Here is a 20,506-nt window from a genome sequence, read left to right on the forward strand (position 1 = left end):
CGGCGGCAGGACCACGCAGTAGACCCAGTGAGACGTACGGAACGAAGGTCGGGAGGGGCGCTCAGCATGAGTACTGGCGAAGTTCGCACGGGCGGACAGGCCGAGGAGAGGCGCGAGGAACTGGTGCGCGCCCGACTCGCCGGAGGCCGCAGCGGCCGGCGTGCCGCAGTGGTGCCGGTCGAGCGGGGCGGCCCGCTGGCGCTCTCCCACGGCCAGCAGCAGATGTGGTTCCTGAGCAGGCTCGACCCGGACAGCTGGGAGTACAGCGTCCCGGTCGCACTGCGGCTGCACGGACCGCTCGACGCTTCGGTGCTGCGCCGCAGCTTCGAGGAACTGGTGGCGCGGCACGAGATCCTGCGCACCCGGTACCGGCTCGACGGTGCCGAGCCGGTCCAGCTGATCGACCCTCCCGCCCCGTTCGGCCTCCCGGTCGACGACGTCACGGGCACGGCGGACGCCGCGGAGCGGGAACAGCGCGCCCTCGCACTGGCCGAGGCCGAGCCCGGCCGTCCCTTCGACCTGGAGAACGGCTCGCCGCTGCGGGCCCGGCTCATCCGGATCGCGGACGACGACCACCTGCTCGTCGTGGTCTTCCACCACGTCGCCTGCGACGAATGGTCCGTCGGCCTGTTCATGTCGGAACTCTCCGACGTGTACGGCGCGTTCGCCGAGGGCAAGCCGTCACCCCTGGCCCCGCTGGCCGTCCAGTACGCCGACTACGCGGCCTGGCAGCACACCCGCCTCGCCGGCGACGGCCTGACCAAGCAGCTCGACTACTGGCGCGGTCAGCTCGCCGGCAGCACCCCGCTCGAGGTGCCCACCGACCGACGCCGCCCCGCCTTCCGCAGCTACGACGGCGACGCGGTGACCGTCGAGATCCCGGCCCCGCTGGCGGAGAAGCTGCGCACGCTCGGCTCCGCACACGGCGCCACCCCGTTCCAGACCCTGCTCGCCGGCTACCAGGCGCTGCTCTCCCGGTACACCGGGCGCGACGACATCGCGGTCGGCACCGTGGTGTCGGGCCGCAGCCGTCCCGAACTGGAACAGCTCATCGGCTACGGCATCAACACCCTCGTCCTGCGCGGGCGGTGGCAGGGCGACCCGACGTTCCTGGACCTGCTCGTCGGAGCCCGCGCGACCGTGCTGGACGCCTTCGACAACCAGGAGTTCCCCTTCGCGAGGATCGCGGACGAACTCGTGCCGGTCCGGGACATGTCCCGCACGCCCCTGTGCCAGGTGGCCTTCACCATGCACCGGGAACGCACCCGGGACTTCCGGCTGCCCGGTGTCGACGCGGAGACCCTGCACGCCACCTCGCGCGTCTCGCGCTTCGACCTCACCCTCCAGCTGAGCGAGTCCGAGGACGGCAGCGTCCGGGGCACGCTGGAGTACAGCACCGCCCTCTACGACCGGACCACCGTCGAGCGCATGGCCCGGCACTTCGTGCGTCTGCTCGCATCGGCGGTCGCCGACCCGGACCTGCGGCTCTCCCGCCTCGACATGCTGGACGAGTCCGACCTCGCCGTCCTGCTGCCCGAGCCGCACTTCTTCGAAGCCCCCGACCGCTGCATCCACGAGCTCGTCGAGGACCGGGCGGCGGCCACCCCCGACGCGATCGCCCTCGTCTTCGGGAACCAGCAGCTCACCTACGCCGAACTCAACGCACGGGCCAACCGGCTCGCCCACTACCTGCGGGCCCACGGCGCACGCCCCGGCGGACTGGTCGGCGTCAGCCTGGACCGCAACCTCGACCTGGTGCCGACCCTGCTCGCCGTGCTCAAGACGGGGGCCGGCTACCTGCCCCTGGACCCGGAGCACCCGGCCGACCGCATCAGCTACACGCTCAAGGACGCGGGCGTCTGGATCGTCGTCACCTCCGGAGCGCACGCCGCGCACCTGACCGGAGTCGTCGACGGCCTGCTCGTGGTGCTGGACGGCGAGAAGGAGACCGCCGACCTGGCCGCGGCTCCGGACGGCAACCCCGCTTCCGGCGCGGTGCCCGAGGACCTCATCTACACCATCTACACCTCCGGCTCCACCGGCCGCCCCAAGGGCGTCGGCCTCAGCCACACGAACGTGCTCCGGCTGCTCACCGCGACCGAGGAACACTTCGGCTTCGACGAGAACGACGTGTGGACGCTCTTCCACTCCTACGCCTTCGACATGTCGGTCTGGGAGATCTGGGGCGCCCTCGCCTACGGCGGCCGCATCGTGGTCGTCCCGCCGGACGTGGCCCGCGCCCCCGAGGACTTCCTGCGCCTCCTCGCGGAGCAGCGGGTCACCGTCCTCAACCAGACCCCGTCCGCCTTCCGCAGCCTGGTCTCCCTCGCCGCCGACGGGCATCGGCTCATCGACGACCTGGCCCTGCGCGTCGTGGCGTTCGGCGGGGAGCGGCTGGACATACCGGGCCTGAAGCCCTGGGTCGCCCGCCGCGGACTGGAACGGACGGCACTGGCGAACCTGTACGGCATCACCGAGACCTGCGTCCACACCACGTACCACCTGCTCACCGAGTCCGACCTGGAGTCGGAGACCGGGAACGCGATCGGGCTGCCGCTGCGCGACCTGCAGGTCCACCTGTTCGGCCCGCACGGCGAGCAGGTGCCCGTCGGAGTGCCCGGCGAGATCTACGTCGGCGGTCCCGGCGTCGCCCGCATGTACCTCAACCGGCCGGGCCTGACCGCGGAACGGTTCCTGCCCGACCCGTACGGAAAGCCGGGCTCCCGGCTGTACCGCAGCGGCGACCTCGCCAGCAGGCGCCCCGACGGCAGCCTCGACTACCTGGGCCGCATCGACCACCAGGTGAAGATCCGCGGTCACCGCATCGAACTGGGCGAGATCAAGGCCGCGCTGACCACCCACCCGCGCGTACGGGACGCCGTCGTCGTCGCCCGGGAGGACACCCCCGGTGACCGCCGGCTCGTGGCGTACGTCGTACCCACCGGCGATGCCGTCGCCGCGCCCAGCGAACTGCGGACCCTACTGGCCCGGTCGCTCCCCGACTACATGATCCCGACGGCCTTCCTCGTCGTCGGAAGGATCCCGCTGACCGTCAACGGCAAGCTGGACCAGTCCGCACTGCCCGCCCCCGACCGCAGCGCACTCGGTGTCGAGACCACCCACGTCGCGCCGCGCACCGCCGCCGAGGAGGAGATGGTCGCGGTCTGGCGCGACGTGCTCGGGGTCGAACAGGTCGGCGTCGAGGACAACTTCTTCGACCTGGGCGGCGACTCGCTGCGTGCGGTCGCGCTGGTCGGCGCCCTGCGCGACGGCGAGTACGACGTGACGGTCCGCGACGTGTTCGAGTACCGGACCCCCGCCGAACTCGTCGCGTTCATCACCGGACGCCCCGCTCCCGCCAAGGCCGAACCGGCCGTCGAGCCCTTCGCCCTGCTCGCCCAGGAGGACCTCGACCGGCTGCCGGCAGGCCTGGTCGACGCCTACCCGCTGGCCCAGGTACAGCTCGGCATGGTCGTCGAGATGCTCGCCGACGACGGCCGCAACCACTACCACAACTCGACCTGCTTCCGGATCCTCGACGACCAGACGTTCGACCCCGAGCTGCTCCAGCAGGCCGTGGACACGGTGCTGGCCCGGCACGAGATCCTGCGCTCCTCGTTCGAGATCGAGGGCTACTCCGTACCGCTCCAGCTCGTCCACGCCCCGTCCGAGGTCAGCTCGCCGGTCGAGGCCCGGGATCTGCGGGGGCTCGACGCCGACGCCGTCGAAGCGTCGCTGCGCGCCTTCATGGCCGAGGAGCGCACCCAGCTCTTCGAACTGACCCGCGCCCCGCTCATCCGCTTCACCGGGCACGCCTGCGACGACGGCGCCTGGTGGCTGACCCTGACCGAGTGCCACGCCGTACTCGAGGGCTGGAGCCACCACTCGCTGCTGATGGAACTGGCCACGACCTACCGGGCGTTGCGCGACGGGTCGCCGGTCGAGGGGCCCGAACCCGCCGCCGTGCGGTACGCGGACTTCGTCGCCGCCGAGCTCGTCTCCCTGGCCGGGGACGACGACCGCGACTACTGGCGGACGATCCTCGAGAACAACGCCTCCTTCGAGCTGCCCGCCGGCTGGGGCGACGACCCCGAGGAGACGCCGCGCGGACTGCACCGGGCCTGGGTTCCGTACCACGACCTGGACGCGGGGCTGCGGACCCTGGCCAGCAAGGCGAAGGTGCCGATCAAGAGCGTCCTGCACGCCGCGCACCTCAAGGTGATGAGCCAGCTCACACCGGAGGAGTCCTTCTTCACCGCCCTGGTGACCAACGCCAGGCCGGAGGCCGTGGGAGCCGAGCGGGTGTACGGGGTCTACCTGAACCCGCTGCCCTTCGCCTTCACCCGTGGCGCCGAAACCTGGCGCGACCTGGTGCGCCAGGTCTTCGACCGGGAGATCGAGGTGTGGCCGCACCGCCGGTACCCGCTGGGCGTGATGCAGCGCGAGCTCAGCACGAGCGACCGACTGGTGAACGTCCGCTTCAGCTACCAGAACTTCCGGCAGGTCGACCAGGAGCTGGTCGACTACCCGGCCACGCTCGACGACAGCCCCACCGAGTTCCCGCTGGGTGTCTCCACCCGCGCCGGATTCATGGTCATCACCGCGAACCGGCACCTCATCGGCAGGGAGGGCACGAACCGCCTCGCCGCGATGTACCGGTCGGTGCTGGAGTCGATGGCCGCGGATGTGGAGGGTGATGCCCGTCAGGTGTTCCTGCCCGGTGGTGAGCGCGAGCAGGTGCTGACCGGGTGGAACGATTCGGCGGTGGTGGTGCCGGAGGTGTCGGTGCCGGAGTTGGTGGCTCGGCGGGTCGTGGAGTCGCCGGATGCGGTGGCGGTGGAGGCTGGTGGGCGGTCGTTGTCGTTCGCGGAGTTGGATGTGCGGGCGAATCGTCTGGCTCATCGTCTGCGGGCGGCTGGTGTGGGTCCGGAGTCGACGGTTGCGGTGTTGCTGGATCGTTCGATCGATCTGGTGGTGTCGTTGCTGGCGGTGTGGCGTGCGGGTGGTGGGTTCGTTCCGATGGACCCGGTGCTGCCGGCGGGCCGGATCGCGGGGATGGTGGCGGACGCTCGGGTGAGCGTTGCGGTGACCTCTGGTGCGTATGCGGACCGCTTCGACGTGGCCGTGGTGCGGGTCGACGAGGAGGATGTGTCGTCGTTCCCGGAGTCTGCACCGGCTGTGGTGGTGGATCTGGATTCGGTGGCGTACACGGTGTTCACGTCGGGTTCGACGGGGCGGCCGAAGGGTGTGCAGGTTTCGCACCGCAGTCTGGTGAATCATGTGGACTGGGCTGTACGGGAGTTGGTGGCTTCGGGGTCGGGTGGTGCGCCGGTGTTCTCGTCGGTGGCCTTCGACTTGGTGGTGCCGAATGTGTGGGCTCCGCTTGCTGCGGGTCAGCGTGCGTGGCTGTGGGACGGTGAGCTGACCGAGCTGGGCGGGAGTCTGGCGGCGGCGGGTCCGTTCTCCTTCATGAAGCTGACCCCGGGGCATCTGGAAGTGATCTCCGGCCAGTTGTCGGACGAGCAGATTCAGGCTCTGACGTCTCGTGTGGTGGTTGCGGGTGAGGCTCTGCCTGGTGGTCTGGTGGAACGGTGGCGGGTGCTGCTGGGTGAGGGCCGGGTACTGAATGAGTACGGTCCGACCGAGGCCACGGTGGGGACTTGTGTGTTCCCGCTGGTGGAGGCGTTCGAGGGTGTGGTGCCGATCGGGCGTCCGCTGCCGAACATGATCATGCGTGTGCTGGATGCGGGTTTGCAGCCCGTCCCGGTCGGTGCGGTGGGTGAACTGTTCGTCGGCGGTACGGGTGTGGCGCGTGGTTACGCGTTCCGTCCGGCGGCGACGGCCGAACGCTTCATACCTGACCCGTTCGGGCCGGCGGGTGCTCGTCTCTACCGCAGCGGTGACTTGGCGCGGTGGCGCAGTGATGGTGCGGTGGAGTTCCTGGGCCGTATCGACGACCAGGTCAAGGTGCGCGGGTATCGCATCGAGCTCGGCGAGATCCGTGCCGCGCTGATCGCGCATCCGCAGGTCACCGACGCGACCGTGGTGGTGTCGGAGGACCAGCGGCTCATCGCCTACGTCGTCGGCAGCGCCGATGACCTGTCGTCCTGGCTGGCCGGCTCGCTGCCGGAGTACATGGTCCCGTCCGTCTTCATCGGACTCGACGCGCTCCCGCTGACGGCCAACGGCAAGATCGACCGTCGTGCCCTCCCCGATCCCGAGGGATCGGCCGAGGACACCTACGTGGCTCCCCGCACGCCCACCGAGGAACGCATCGCCGCAGTGTGGAGCGGCGTCCTGGGACTGGAGAGGGTCGGCGTCGAGGACAACTTCTTCGACCTGGGCGGCCACTCGATCAAGGCCATCGCCCTGGTCGGCGCCCTGCGCGCCGAGGGCTTCGAAGCCGGTGTCCGGGACGTCTTCCAGCACCGTACGGTCGCCGGACTCGCCTCCGCGCTCGCCGGGACGGAACCCGTCACCGAGTCCGCCGTGGTCGCACCGTTCGCGCTGATCGGGGACGAGGACAGGGCGAAGCTGCCCGAGGGCCTCGTGGACGCCTTCCCGCTGGCGCAGGTGCAGCTCGGCATGCTGGTCGAGATGCTGGCCGACGAAGGCCTGAACAAGTACCACAACACGACCGCGTTCCGGATCAAGGACGGTCGCCCGTTCGACGTCGAAGCCCTGCGGCGCTCCGGGCAGGCCGTGGTCGAACGCCACGAGATGCTCCGCGCGTCCTTCGACCTGGAAGACTTCTCCGTTCCGCTCCAGCTCCTCCACGCGAGCGCCGTCATCCCGGTGACCGTGCAGGATCTGCGAGGACTCGACGCCGATCAGCAGGCAGTCGCACGCCGGGCGCACATCACCGCCGAGCGGGCCGAGACCTTCGACCTGTCCCGCGCCCCCCTGCTCCGCATCTCCGCACTCGTCGAGTCCGACGAGGCCTGGTGGCTGTCGGTGAGTGTCTGCCACCCGATCACGGAGGGCTGGAGCCACCGCTCCCTGCTCAGCGACATCGTCGAGGGCTACCTGCGGGTGCGCGGCGGCGAGACCCTGCCCGAGTTCGCGGTACCCGCCGTGCGGTACGCGGACTTCGTGGCCGCCGAGCTGGCGTCGCTGGCCTCGGACGAGGACAGGAACTACTGGCGGGACGTACTCGGCTCGCACGCCAAGTTCGAGCTGCCCTCCGGGTGGGGCGACCCCGAGCCGGGACACCGTGCGCACACCGTGCAGGTGCCGCTCAGCGACCTCACCCCGGCGCTCCGAGCTGCCGCGAGCGGCACCGGAACGTCACTCAAGGCCGTGCTGCACGCGGCGCACCTGAAGGTGATGAGCCAGCTGACCGCCGAGGACTCCTTCTGCACCGGCCTGGTCTCCAGCGGCCGGCCCGAGGTGGTGGGCGCCGAGCAGGTCTACGGCATGTACCTCAACACCGTGCCGTTCGCCTACGAGCGCGGCGCGCGGACCTGGCGGGAGCTGATCCGCCAGGTCTTCGACCAGGAAGGCGCGCTCTGGCCGCACCGGCGCTTCCCGATGCCGGTGATGCAGCGCGAACTGAGCGACGGCACGCGACTCCTCGACGTGCGCTTCAGCTACCTCGACCTGGCGGACGCCCAGGCGGAGACGGACCTCGTCGACACCGACTCCGGGGACGGCGAGGGTGCCACGGAGTTCGGTCTTGCCGTCGCCGCCCGGGGCAGCGGTCTGCTTCTCACGGTCAACCCCCAGGTGCTCGGCGCCGCCGGCGCACAGCGGATCGCGGCGATGTACCGGTCGGTGCTGGAGTCGATGGCCGCGGATGTGGAGGGTGATGCCCGTCAGGTGTTCCTGCCCGGTGGTGAGCGCGAGCAGGTGCTGACCGGGTGGAACGATTCGGCGGCGATGGTGCCGAAGATCTCGGTGCCCGAAATGGTGGGGCTCTGGGTTGCCGCGGAACCGGATGCGGTGGCGGTGGAGGCCGGCGACCGGTCGTTGTCGTTCGCGGAGCTGGATGTGCGGGCGAATCGTCTGGCTCATCGTTTGCGGGCGGCTGGTGTGGGTCCGGAGTCGACGGTCGCGGTGTTGCTGGATCGTTCGATCGATCTGGTGGTGTCGTTGCTGGCGGTGTGGCGTGCGGGCGGCGGGTTCGTGCCGATGGACCCGGTGCTGCCCGCGGGTCGCATCGCGGGGATGGTCGAGGACGCCCGGGTGACGGTCGCGGTGACCTCGGCTGCGTACGCGGATCGTTTCCCGGGTGTGGAGACGATCCTGGCCGCCGACGACGTGTCGTCGTTCCCGGAGTCTGCACCGGCTGTGGTGGTGGATCTGGATTCGGTGGCGTACACGGTGTTCACGTCGGGTTCGACGGGGCGGCCGAAGGGCGTGCAGGTTTCGCACCGCAGTCTGGTGAACCATGTGGACTGGGCTGTACGGGAGTTGGTGGCTTCGGGGTCGGGTGGTGCGCCGGTGTTCTCGTCGGTGGCGTTCGACCTGGTGGTGCCCAATGTGTGGGCTCCGCTTGCTGCGGGTCAGCGTGCGTGGCTGTGGGACGGCGAGCTGACCGAGCTGGGCGAAAGCCTCGCGGCGGCGGGTCCGTTCTCCTTCATGAAGCTGACTCCCGGGCATCTGGAAGTGATCTCCGGCCAGTTGTCGGACGAGCAGATTCAGGCTCTGACCTCACGTGTGGTGGTTGCGGGCGAGGCTCTGCCGGGCGGTCTGGTGGAACGGTGGCGGGTGCTGCTCGGCGAAGGTCGCGTACTCAATGAATACGGTCCGACCGAGGCCACGGTGGGGACTTGTGTGTTCCCGCTGGTCGAGGCGTTCGAGGGTGTGGTGCCGATCGGGCGTCCGCTGCCGAACATGATCATGCGTGTGCTGGATGCGGGTTTGCAGCCCGTCCCGGTCGGTGCGGTGGGTGAACTGTTCGTCGGCGGTACGGGTGTGGCGCGTGGTTACGCGTTCCGTCCGGCGGCGACGGCCGAACGCTTCATACCTGACCCGTTCGGGCCGGCGGGTGCTCGTCTCTACCGCAGCGGTGACCTGGCGCGGTGGCGCAGTGATGGTGCGGTGGAGTTCCTGGGCCGTATCGACGACCAGGTCAAGGTGCGCGGGTATCGCATCGAGCTCGGCGAGATCCGTGCCGCATTGATCGCCCGCCCGCAGGTCACCGACGCCACGGTCGTGGTCTCCGAGGACCAGCGGCTCATCGCCTACGTCGTCGGCAGCACCGACGTGCTGGCCGAGGAGCTCGCGGCTTCGCTGCCGGAGTACATGGTCCCGTCCGTCTTCATCGGACTCGACGCGCTTCCCCTGACGGCCAACGGCAAGATCGACCGTCGTGCCCTCCCCGATCCCGAGGGATCGGCCGAGGACAGCTACGTGGCTCCCCGCACGCCCACCGAGGAACGCATCGCCTCCGTCTGGCGCCGGGTTCTGGGGCTGGAGAGGGTCGGGGTGGAGGACAACTTCTTCGACCTGGGCGGCCACTCGATCAAGGCCATCGCCCTGGTCGGCGCCCTGCGCGCCGAGGGCTTCGAGGCGGGAGTACGGGACGTCTTCCAGCACCGTACGGTCGCCGGACTCGCCTCCGCGCTCGCCGGGACGGAGCCCGGCCGGGAGGACGTGGCGGTCGCACCGTTCGCCCAGGTGTCGGAGGAGATCCGCGCGACGCTCCCGGCCGGCCTGGTGGACGCGTACCCGATCTCCAAGGTGCAGCTCGGCATGCTGGTCGAGATGCTCGCCGATGACGGGCTGAACAAGTACCACAACACGTCCACGTTCCGGATCAAGGACGGTCGGCCCTTCGACGCCGACGCCCTGCGCCGTGCCGGGCAGGCGATCGTGGAACGCCACGAGATGCTGCGTACGTCGTTCTCCCTGGAGGAGTTCGACATCCCCCTCCAGTTGGTGCGTGCGAACGCCGTCATTCCGGTGGCCGTGCAGGATCTGCGGGGCCTCGACGCCGAGCAGTTCGCGGAAGCGCGCCGGGCGCACATCGCGGCAGAACGTGCCGAGCTGTTCGAGCTCGGGCGGCCTCCGCTGCTCCGCATCTCCGCACTCGTCGAGTCCGAGGAGGCCTGGCACCTGGGCTTCACGCACTGCCACGCCATCACCGAAGGGTGGAGTCAGCAGTCGCTGCTGATGGAGGTGCTCGACCTCTACCACGCGTACGCCGCGGGTGAGGAGCCCAAGCGGCCGGAGCCGACGGCCGTTCGCTACGCCGACTTCATCGCTGCGGAACAGGAGTCCCTGGAGTCGGACGAGGACCGGGACTACTGGCGCGGGATCGTCGACCGGTACGCCATGTGCGTGCTCCCCGCGGACTGGGGCGACGGCAACGGCGCCCCCCGGGAGGACTTCAAGCTGTCGGTGGAGTTCCGCGACATCGAGCCCGCTCTGCGTGCGCTGGCCACGTCCAGCGGCACGTCGTTCAAGGCGGTCCTGTTGGCCACGCACCTGAAGGTGCTCGGCACCGTGACCAACGAGCCGGCTTTCCACACGGGAGTGCTGTACAGCGCACGCCCGGAGGTTCCCGGGGCCGAGCGGGTCTACGGCATGTACCTCAACACGCTGCCGTTCGCCCACGACCGCACGGCAAGGACGTGGCGCGAGCTGGTCCGTCAGGTCTTCGACCGCGAGGCCGAGGTGTACGGCCACCGTCGCCATCCGCTTCCCGCGGTGCAGCGACTGGCGGGCGGGCGAAGGCTGTTCGACATCATGTACCGCTACCAGGACTTCCACCAGGTGGACACCGGGACGGTCGACGTCCAGGGCGGTGCGGGGGACAGCTCCAACGAGTTCACCCTGTCGATCGCGAACGTACCGGGACGGCTGGTCCTGAGGGCGGTCAGCACCGGTCTGAACCGTGCGAACGCCCAGCGGCTCGCCGGCATGTACCGGGCGGTGCTGGAGGCCATGGCGGCCGACCCCGACGGAGACGCGGACGCGGCACTCCTGTCCACGGCAGAGCTGACCCAGGTGCTCGAGGACTGGAACGACACCGATGTGGAGTGGGGATGAGCAGATACGTGCACGAGGTGATCGAGGCGACCGCCTCGGCCACCCCCGATGCGGTCGCCGTGCAGGCGGGCGCCGAAACCCTCACGTACCGCGAGCTCGACGTCCGGGCCAACCGGATCGCGCACCAGCTGCGTGACGCCGGGGTGGGACCCGAGTCCGTGGTCGGTGTCCTGCTGAACCGCGGGCCGGACCTGCTGCCCTGTCTGCTGGGGATCTGGAAGGCCGGCGGCTCCCATCTGCCCATGGACGCCGTGCTGCCCGCGGACCGGCTGAACTACATGCTGGACGCTGCGGGAGCCCGGCTCGTCGTGACACAAGGAGGCCTGTACGAGCGCCTCGGTGGCGGTTACGACGGTGCGGTCGTCGATCTCGACCGCGACCGCGCCCTGATCGAGGCCCGTCCGGGCAGCGCTGTGGACGCGTCGGCGGACCGGGACCCGAAGGACCCGTCCCGCGGGCACCGGCTCGCCTACACGCTGTTCACCTCCGGCTCCACCGGACGCCCCAAGGGGGTGCAGATCGCGCACTTCTCCCTGCTGAACGTCCTGTTCTCGATGCGGGAGCGGTACGGGGCGAGCCCGGAGCACGTCTGGCTGGGGCTCACGTCGCTGTCCTTCGACGTCTCGACGACCGAGCTCTACCTGCCGCTGATCACGGGCGGCCGGGTGGTGCTCGCCGATGACGACGAAGCACACGACGCGGCCGCGCAGCTGCGGCTGATCGCATCCGCCGGGGTCACCCATGCGGCGGCCACCCCGGCGGGCTGGAAGGTCCTCATCGCCGCCGGGCTCGGCCGGGGTCCGCTCACCGCCATCACCGGCGGTGAGGACTGCCCGCCCGCGCTGGCCCGCGATCTGGGCGGCCGGGTGGACCGGCTGGTCAACCAGTACGGTCCGACCGAGACGACGGTCTGGGCCACCGCCTGGGAGGTCGCGCCGGACGCCGGCAGCGTGCCGATCGGGCGCCCCATCCACAACTACCGGGCCTATGTGCTGGATGCCGTACAGCGGCCCGTACCGGTGGGCGTGGTCGGGGAGCTGTACATCGCGGGCGCCGGTGTGGCCCGCGGGTACGTCGGCCGGCCGGGGCTGACGGCCGATCGGTTCCTCCCGGACCCGTTCGGCCGCCGGCCGGGTTCGCGGATGTACCGGACCGGCGACCTGGCCCGGTTCAGGGCGGACGGGGAGCTGGAGTGCCTCGGCCGGATCGACAACCAGGTGAAGATACGGGGCTACCGCATCGAACTGGGCGAGATCGAGGAAGTGCTGCTGGCCCATCCCGAGGTCAAGGACGCGACCGTGATCGCACGCGAGGACGGCAACGGCGAGAAGCTGCTCGTCGCCTACGCGGTCACCGACGGGGGCGTCGAACAGGCACGGTTGCGGGCCCACTTGGACGCCTCGCTGCCCTCGTACATGGTGCCCGCCGCGTTCGTCCTGCTCGACGCGATGCCGCTGAACGCATCCGGCAAGGTGGACCGCAAGGCACTGCCCGCACCCGGTCGTACGGCGCTGGTCGCCGACCGGGAGTACGTGGCCCCGCGCAACAGGACCGAGCGGCTGCTGGTGGAGACCTGCGCCGAGGTGCTCCAGGTGCCCGAAGTGGGCGTACGGGACCGGCTGCTGGACCTGGGAGCCGACTCGATGCGCATCGTCCATGTGATGGCCGCCGCCCGGAAGGCCGGGCTCGACCTCACCCTGCGCATGCTGCTGGACAGCGAGACCATCGAGGATCTCGCGCTGACGATCGACAACGCCGCGAAGCCCGGAACCGGGCAGACCGAGCCGACCGGAACGACCGACGAGGGGGCGGGCAGGCCGATGACGGTTGCCATCGCAGGAGGGCCGCGGCACGCGGCCGATGTGGCCGGGGCGATGGAGGCGCACGGTGTGCCGGGTGCCGCCGTCGCGCTCCTCAAGGACGGCCAGCTGGTCGGGGTCCAGGCCTACGGGATCAGGGCGACCGGGACCGGTGCCCCGGTGACGCTGCGGACACGGTTCCAGGCCGGTTCGATCAGCAAGCACGTCACGGCGTTCGCCGCGCTGCGCCTCGTCGACCGGGGCGTGCTCGATCTGGACGCGGACGTCGACGGCTATCTGACCGGCCGCCGCGCCCCCAGGGCGCCCGGCGGCAGTCCGCTGACGCTGCGGCACCTGCTGTCGAACACGGCCGGCCTGTCGCAGACGTCCGCCACCTGGTGGCGGCCCGGTGAGGCCATGCCGAAGCTGGCGGCCGTACTGGACGAGGTGGAGGCCGAGCACGAGCCCGGGGCGCTGTTCCGCAAGGCGGGCAGCCAGTGGGCCGTGATCGAACAACTGCTGATCGACGTGACCGCACAGGAGTTCCAGGAGCTGGCGGCGGAGCTGGTGTTCGGGCCCCTGGGCATGCGGGACAGCTCCTTCCTGGCGCCCGAGGACCCGCACGCCGCCGGCCGGGACGTCGCCGACGGTCACGACCAGCACGGCAGTGCGCTCCTGGACGGCTTCCGGGTGCGTCCGGTGCTCGCGGGCAGCGGGCTGTGGTCCTCGCCCTCCGATCTGGCCCAGCTGGCCGTGGAGATCCGGCAGGCCCATCGGGGCTTCTCGGACCTGCTGTCCGCGAAGTCCGCCGGCGTCATGCTCACGGAGGAGTTCCCCGGGAGCTTCTACGGTCTGGGCACCGTGGTCGACGGCTCGATGGCGGACCTGGAGTTCGGGCACGGCGGGCAGACGGCCGGATTCCGGGCGCTGACCTCGCTGCAACTGCGCTCCGGCAACGGCTGTGTGGTGATGACCAACTCCGACAACGGCAAGCACGTGCACAAGGTGGTCGCGGCCCTCCTCGGCCGCGATGTGGACATCACGGCCGGCTGAACCGCAGGTAGGGCGCCCGATGTGACGGGCCGTGGGTTCGCCCCGCGGCCCGTCCCCGTACCGGGGCAGGGCACGGGGGACGAGGCTTTCACCCCCGTGTCACGGACGGGAGGCTTCGGTGTTACCCAACGAATAACCCGCGAATAAGGCCCCCCCATAGCTTCTGCAGCGAGCACAGGTTTGCATGAGACATACGGGGGGTGCTGAATGGACTTCCGAGTCCTCGGCCCGGTTGAAGCTCACAAGGACGGCGCACGCGTTGCGCTGTCCGGTTCCAAGGTGCACACGGTGCTCGCGACTCTGCTGCTCGCCAGGGGCCGCGTGGTGTCCGATGCCCGACTCAATACGCTCCTGTGGGGCTGGGAGCCGCCGGCGACGTCCGGCGCGCAGATCTACACGTACATGTCCAGGCTGCGCAAACTGCTGGGCGACGAGGTCAGGATCGAGCGCCGCCAGCCCGGCTACCTGCTCCAGGCGCCGCACAGCAGGTTCGACCTCCTGGAGTTCGAGCGGCTGGACAAGCAGGGGCGCGAGGCGCTGCGCCGCAAGCGCTTCGGCGAGGCCGGGGCGCTGCTCACGGAGGCGCTGGAGCACTGGCGGGGAACCGCGCTGTCCAACGTCACCGAGCACCTCGCCGACGTCGAGCTCCCCCAGCTGGAGGAGGCGCGGATGCACGCGCTCGAAAGCCGGATCGAGGCGGACCTCGCGCTCGGCAGGCACGAGCAGTTGGCCGCGGAACTCACCGGACTCGTCGCGCAGTTCCCGCTCCGGGAGAAGCTCCGGGCGCAGCTGATGACGGCGTACTACCGCAGCGGGCGCCAGAGCGACGCGCTGCAGAGCTACTACGAGGGCCGCAGCCTGCTGGCCGACCAGCTCGGCATCGACCCCGGCGAGGCCCTCGGATCGACGTACGAGGCCGTGCTCGCCGGCAGCCGGGGACCCGGGCCGGGGAGCAGGATCCGGCAGCCCGAGCGGTACGAGCACGAGGACGACGACGTCCCGGCCATGCTGCCCCCGGACACCGAGGAGTTCATCGGGCGGCAGGCCGAACTCGCCGCCCTGCGGGCCCAGCTGGCGGACTCCGCGACCGGCCGGGGCCCGCGCCATCTGCTGGTCACCGGTATGGCGGGCGTGGGCAAGACCGCGCTGGCCCTGCACGCCGCCCACACGAGTGCCGCGCGCTACCCCGGCGGCTGCCTCTTCGCCGAGATCGCACAGCCCGACGGGCGGCCGAAGCCTCCCGCGGAGGTCCTCACGACCCTGCTGCGCGGGCTGGGCGAACACGTCGGCAGAGGGGGTACGGGCGGCGGTGCGGACGGGCCCGTGGAGCTGGACGAGCTGGTGCGGCTCTACCGCGCGCGCACGGCGGGCAGACGGCTCCTGGTCGTCCTCGACGGCGCTGTCAGCAGCCGCGGTCTCGACCCCCTGCTGTCCGGGTCGCCGGATGCCGTCGTGCTGATCACGAGCCGCACCCGGCTCACCCAGGTGACGGGTGCGAGAACGACAGCGCTCGCCCCGTTCGGCGACGCCGCCGCGTTCGACCTGCTGGCCGCGTCCGCGGGCCGTGCACGGCTGCTGGCCGAGCCCGATGCGACGGACGACGTGCTCGCCTACTGCGCGGGGTTGCCGCTGGCGCTGCGCATCACCGGCAGCAGGCTCGCCGCGCGTCCCTACTGGCCGGTCGCCCGGCTGGCCGACCGGCTGGCGGATCCGGAGACCCGTCTGCGGGAGCTGTCCTTCGGCGGGAGCGGTGTGACCGGGGCGCTCATGCAGGCGCTGCGGCAGCTGCCCGGATTCGACCAGGCGCGGACCACCCTGATCCGGCTGGCCGGCATCGGCGTGGACTCGTTCCCGGCGCAGCGGGCGGCCATGTATCTCGGGACCCGGGAGCCGGTGGCGGAGCAGCGCCTCGAACAGCTGGTGGACGGCGCGCTGCTCGACATCTGCGGCGTCGACCGGCAGGGCAGGCCGCTCTACCGCTTCCACGAACTGGTGCTGCTCCTCGCCGGGTTGCTGAAGGACCCGGCGCACTGCGGACAGCCCGAAACCACTGCCGCCCGATGAACGGGCCCCGCAGTGTCACGTTGCGCGCGGTGTCACGGCTCGCAGGGTAGGTCCCGGCCGGTCCGGCCGCCGGGCAGGTGGATCCGGACCGGGCCGCAGGCCGGCTCGGTCTCGGCCGGCTGGGCGACGGCCGCGGCCGCGCGTCCGGAGATCGCCAGATCCCGTACGAGCCAGGCGGTGCGTCCCTCCGGATGGCGTGCGTCGGGGTTGCCGGGACAGTGCATCAGCACGGTGTCCGTTGCGGCGGGGTAGGACTCGATCTGGTCCGGCCGGATTCCGCTCGGTATGTGCCCGAGCGCTCGCAGGACGGCTTCCTTCCGGGTCCAGCACCGGTAGAAGACCTCCTCCCGGGCAGCGCCCCGTGGCAGCTCCAGCAGATGGAGCGCCTCGTCCGCGGTGAGCCACGACTCGGTCAGCACGTCCTGGCGCACGGGCAGCAGACGCTCCGCGGCCACGCCGATCGCGGCTCCGGTTCCCACCGCCAGGACGGTGTGACCGCCGGTACGGGCCAGGCTGATGGTCAGGGACACTTCGGGGTGGTTCAGCCGCGCGGGCCCGTGCCCGGGGTCCGCACAGACCGGACAGGGCGGCCTGTCGATGTCGACGTCCTCGGGCGCGACGTCGAGGAGCTCCCCGATGGCCCTGCGGGCCGTCGCCCTGGTGTGGACGTACGCCGCGGCATCCCGCTCCGAATGGAGGCGCAGGGCCTGCCGGAACTCCTCGGTGTTGAGCAGGGCGAGGTCGGCGGGGTCGGTGCGCCACGGCTGGAGCCACCACCAGACGTGCGTGTCCCCACGGGCGCGGAGCGATCGGAACAGGGCCGCCGGGCGGTCCTCGGCCCCGCGGCCGCCGACGTTCTCGAACATGTTGTATGGGGGCGCCATGGGCACTCTCTGTCATTTCGGCTGGTGGCTGCGTGGCGCGAACCGTACCGCCCCCGTATATAGCGGTTATATTTCCGCCGCCCAGGGCGCCGGAAGGGGCACCGGGAGCGGAAACGCGCAGCGGGCGCCGGGAGGCCCGGCGCCCGCTGTTCACCTGTGCAGGCCTGGCGTACGGGGCCGGCCTCGGACGAATCAGTGCCAGCTCTCGTCATCCGTGCCGGCGGCGACCGGGGCGGAAACACCGGCGGCCGACACGAGGAGCCCGCTGCCGGGATGGGCGGCCGTCGTGGCCACGGTGCCGACGAACGCGCACAGACCCACGAGAACGGTGGTGGCCGTGACGGTGGCGATGGTGTGACGGGCGTTCTGCATGTTTTCCCCCATGTCGTCATCCTGCTATGTGATGAACGGTATGACGCAAGGGCTTCGGCTCATTATCGCTCCGCTTTCGGTGCGAGGGGCGGCCCGATATCGCAGAAAGGGATCACATGGTTCCGTAGGGCCGATTCCTCTAGAATTGACGAACCATCAGATAAATGCCGGAGGCTCTTCCCGTGGAATGTCTCTGGCAAGTGCCAGATTCGCCCGGTCCACCCACGTCTCGACACCGATCCGGGCGAAGTCGGCCCGCGCGTCGGCGAAGTACCGCCGGGCGGCGGAGTGGTCCCCGCATTTCCAGCACGCCTCACCCAGGGCCAGTTTGATTTTCCCCTCGACCAGAGCGCTGTCGACCAGTCCGGCGATTTCGAGGGCGTGCAACAGGGTCGCCCGGGCCTGCCCCCAGCTCCGCGCGCCCAGCCTGGCCTCGCCCAGACCGAGGAGCCCGTGGGCCAGACCGAGCATGTCGGACTGGGCGCGGACGATCCGGATCATCCGCAGGAAGGCCTCCTCAGCCAGGCCGTACTCGTTCTGCGCGAGGTACACCCGGGCCAGCCGATGGGTCCCGAGCGCCAGACTGCGGGCTCCGCCCTCGCCGATCGTCGTGGAGACCCGCAAGGACTCCAGGCTCAGATGCTGCGCCGAGTCCGTACGGCCGCGGTCCAGCTCGATCTGCGCCATGTTGTTCAGCACGTGCGCTTCCGAGGAGAGATCGCCGACCGCGCGGAACGTCGCCAGGGCCTGCGCACTGTGGTCCATGGCGGTGTCCAGGTCCCCGCGCATCTCGTCGACCATGGCCATGTTGCGCAGCACGAGGGCGTGGCCGTGTTCCTCGCCCGCCCGTTCGTGGAGTGCGAGGGCCTCGGTGAAGGACGCGTACGCCTCGCCGAAGTTGCGCTGCCGCATCTGCAGGGCGCCGAGATTGTGCAGCATCGCGGCCTGCCCCCGGGTGTTGCCGGCCGCCCGGGTCGCGGCGAGCGCCCGCTCGCTGCACTCGCGCCAGTCGTCGAGGTAGTTGCGCGTCTCGAAGAGCACCACGATGGACATCGTGAGGTCCCAGGCGAGCTCGTCCATGCCGAGCGAGGCGGCCTGGTCGACCACCGCGACCAGGGAGAGCCGCTCGGTCTCCAGCCAGTCCAGCGGGGCGGTGAGCAGCCCGGCACTGAGCTCGTCGGGCAGCGGATGGCGGGGCACCGCACTGTGGATGATGCTGAAGTCGCCCCCGTAGGCGCGTCGGTGAGCCTGTTCGGCGAGCGAGAGGTAGGCCCGGAAAGCGCGCTGCCGCGCGGCCTGCCGCTCCTCGGCGGTCTCCTCCGCTTCGGCGCGTTCGCGGGCGAACAGGCGCAGCAGGTTCTGGAACCGGTAGCGGGGATGCCCGGTCGCGTCCAGGCCGACCACGTCCAGGAACTGGGCGTCGACCAGCTGCTCTATGAGCCGCTCCCCGGTGAGCAGGTCCGTGTCCAGGAGCGCGGCGGCGACCCAGGCGCCGAAATCCGGTACGTCGAGGAGCCCCAGGCTCCGGTACAGCAGCGCCGTCGGCGCCGAGAGGCCGCGGTACGTCAGGGTGAAGCTCGCGCGCACCTGGGACTCTCCCGAGCTGAGCTCGTCCAGTCGCAGCCGCTCGTCACTCAGCCGGCGCACCAGGCGCGACGCGGTCCAGTGCGGTTTGGAGGCGAGCCTCGCCCCGGCGATCCGCAGGGCGAGCGGCAGCAGGTCGCACAGCTCCACGAGTCGGGCGGCGGACGGCGGATCGGCGGCGATGCGCTCCTCCCCGACGATCTTCCCGAGCAGGTCGACCGCCTCGTACGACGACAGCCGGCCGAGGCGGACCCAGGCCTGCGGCGGCAGGGCGACCATCTCGGACAGCTGCTCCCGGCTGGTGACCAGGACGCAGCAGCCGCCGCTGCTCGGCAGCAGTGGACGTACCTGGGCGAAGGTCCGCACGTTGTCGAGCACCACCAGGACGCGGCGGTCGGCCAGCAGGCTGCGGTAGAGGGCGGCGCGTTCCTCGGGTTCGGCCGGGATCTGGCCGATGGGCACCGAGAGCGAACGCAGGAACCGGCCGAGGATCTCCCCGGCCGTGGTGGGTTCCAGGTGCTCGTCGTAGCCGCGGAGGTCGGCGAAGAGCTGGCCGTCGGGGAAGCGGTCGCAGTTCTTGTGGGCCCAGTGGACCGCCAGACAGGTCTTGCCGACGCCGCCGACCCCCGTGATCAGCCCCGTGGCCGGGCCGCGCGCGTCGGCGCCGAGTTCGAGCAGTTCGTCGAGCTGGGCCAGCTCCTCCTTGCGGCCGGCCAGCTCGGTCACGTCGGGAGGCAGCTCCAGGGGGTCGCCGACGGGCTTGGACGGCAACGGGTCGCCGCCCCCGCCCTCGAGACCGCGCACGGTCAGCGAGGGTTCGTCCTGCAGGATCGCGTTGTGCAGCTCGGACAGGGCGGGGCCCGGTTCCAGACCGAGTTCGTCGATGAGCCAGCGGCGGCCGTCCCGGAAGGTCTCCAGGGCTTCGGCCCGCCGGCCCGAGTGGTACTGGGCGGTGATCAGCTGATGCCGCGCCCGCTCGCGCAGCGGATGCTCGCGGACCATCGCCGCCAGATCGGGAAGGATCTTCTGGTGGTCACCGAGCTGCAGGTGCACGGCCGTTGCGTTCTCGTAGGTGTCGAGGCGCAGCTCTTCGAGCCGCTGCGCCTCGTCCTCCACCAGCCGGCCGGTCACGCCCGCCAGCGGCCGGCCGCGCCACAGCTTCAGAGCGTCCGTATAGCAACGGGCGGCTTCGGGGAGCCGGTTGTTCCTGACCGCCAGCTCGGCCGCCGCGACCAGTCCGGAGAACTCCTCCGAGTCGAGCCGGTGCATGCCGACTTGGAGGAGGTAGCCGGGATGGGCGGTGACGATGACCTCTCCGGGGAAGCCCGCGGCCTTGAACGTCTTGCGCAGCGCGGCGATGCAGATGGACACCTGGGTACGGGCGGTGGCCGGGGGGCGGTCGCCCCACACGGCCTCGATCAGGGTGTCGACGGGGACGATCCTGCCCGGGCTGAGCAGCAGCGCGACAAGAATGGTCCGGTGCCGCGGCCCTCCCACGGATACTTGTTCGACCCCGGACGTCACTTCCAGGGGCCCTAATACCTTGAAGGTCAGTCGCTTCTCCACGTATCCCCCTTGCCCCCCGAAAAGTGGAAGCAATTGATTGATATGCCCGGCAGGGCCACCCGGCCTGCCGCTCACTACCACCGCACCCGTTGCTCCGCCAAGGTGCGGTGATCCCGGGGGTCGCGCCGGGATCACCGCAACGGGCAAGAATCTGGGTGCCGCCCCCGTGTTCTGCCGCATTTCCTGATT

6 protein-coding genes are annotated in these 20,506 nt (G+C 70.8%); 3 read left to right on the forward strand and 3 right to left on the reverse strand.

Annotated elements, in window-relative coordinates; translation table 11 throughout:
• Window positions 1-66 precede the first annotated feature (66 nt).
• The 3 genes from ACE1OC_RS24580 (at window position 67) to ACE1OC_RS24590 (ending at window position 15,911) form a co-directional block, all read left to right on the forward strand.
• Window positions 67-10,995, forward strand: a complete 10,929-nt coding sequence (locus tag ACE1OC_RS24580; protein ID WP_407838835.1) for an amino acid adenylation domain-containing protein — start codon at window positions 67-69, stop codon at window positions 10,993-10,995.
• Window positions 10,992-13,847: a non-ribosomal peptide synthetase gene (locus ACE1OC_RS24585; RefSeq protein ID WP_407838836.1), complete on the forward strand. Its 2,856-nt coding sequence runs from the start codon at window positions 10,992-10,994 to the stop codon at window positions 13,845-13,847. The genes ACE1OC_RS24580 and ACE1OC_RS24585 overlap by 4 nt, the downstream gene beginning before the upstream one ends.
• Window positions 13,848-14,054: 207 nt before the next feature.
• Window positions 14,055-15,911: an AfsR/SARP family transcriptional regulator gene (locus ACE1OC_RS24590; RefSeq protein WP_407838837.1), complete on the forward strand. Its 1,857-nt coding sequence runs from the start codon at window positions 14,055-14,057 to the stop codon at window positions 15,909-15,911.
• A gap of 32 nt (window positions 15,912-15,943) precedes the next feature.
• On the opposite strand, the gene ACE1OC_RS24595 is transcribed toward ACE1OC_RS24590, so the two are convergent.
• From ACE1OC_RS24595 to ACE1OC_RS24605, 3 genes are all read right to left on the reverse strand, one after another.
• Window positions 15,944-16,795: a 4'-phosphopantetheinyl transferase family protein gene (locus tag ACE1OC_RS24595; RefSeq protein ID WP_407838838.1), complete on the reverse strand. Its 852-nt coding sequence runs from the start codon at window positions 16,793-16,795 to the stop codon at window positions 15,944-15,946.
• A gap of 192 nt (window positions 16,796-16,987) precedes the next feature.
• Window positions 16,988-17,179 carry a hypothetical protein gene (locus tag ACE1OC_RS24600; RefSeq protein ID WP_407838839.1) on the reverse strand — a complete coding sequence of 64 codons (192 nt, stop codon included), beginning with the start codon at window positions 17,177-17,179 and terminating at the stop codon, window positions 16,988-16,990.
• Between the two features lie 144 nt (window positions 17,180-17,323).
• Window positions 17,324-20,248 carry an AfsR/SARP family transcriptional regulator gene (locus ACE1OC_RS24605; RefSeq protein WP_407838840.1) on the reverse strand — a complete coding sequence of 975 codons (2,925 nt, stop codon included), beginning with the start codon at window positions 20,246-20,248 and terminating at the stop codon, window positions 17,324-17,326.
• Window positions 20,249-20,506 lie beyond the last annotated feature (258 nt).

It is taken from the genome of Streptomyces stoeckheimensis (genome assembly GCF_045822005.1).
Classification (GTDB): Bacteria; Actinomycetota; Actinomycetes; order Streptomycetales; family Streptomycetaceae; genus Streptomyces; species Streptomyces stoeckheimensis.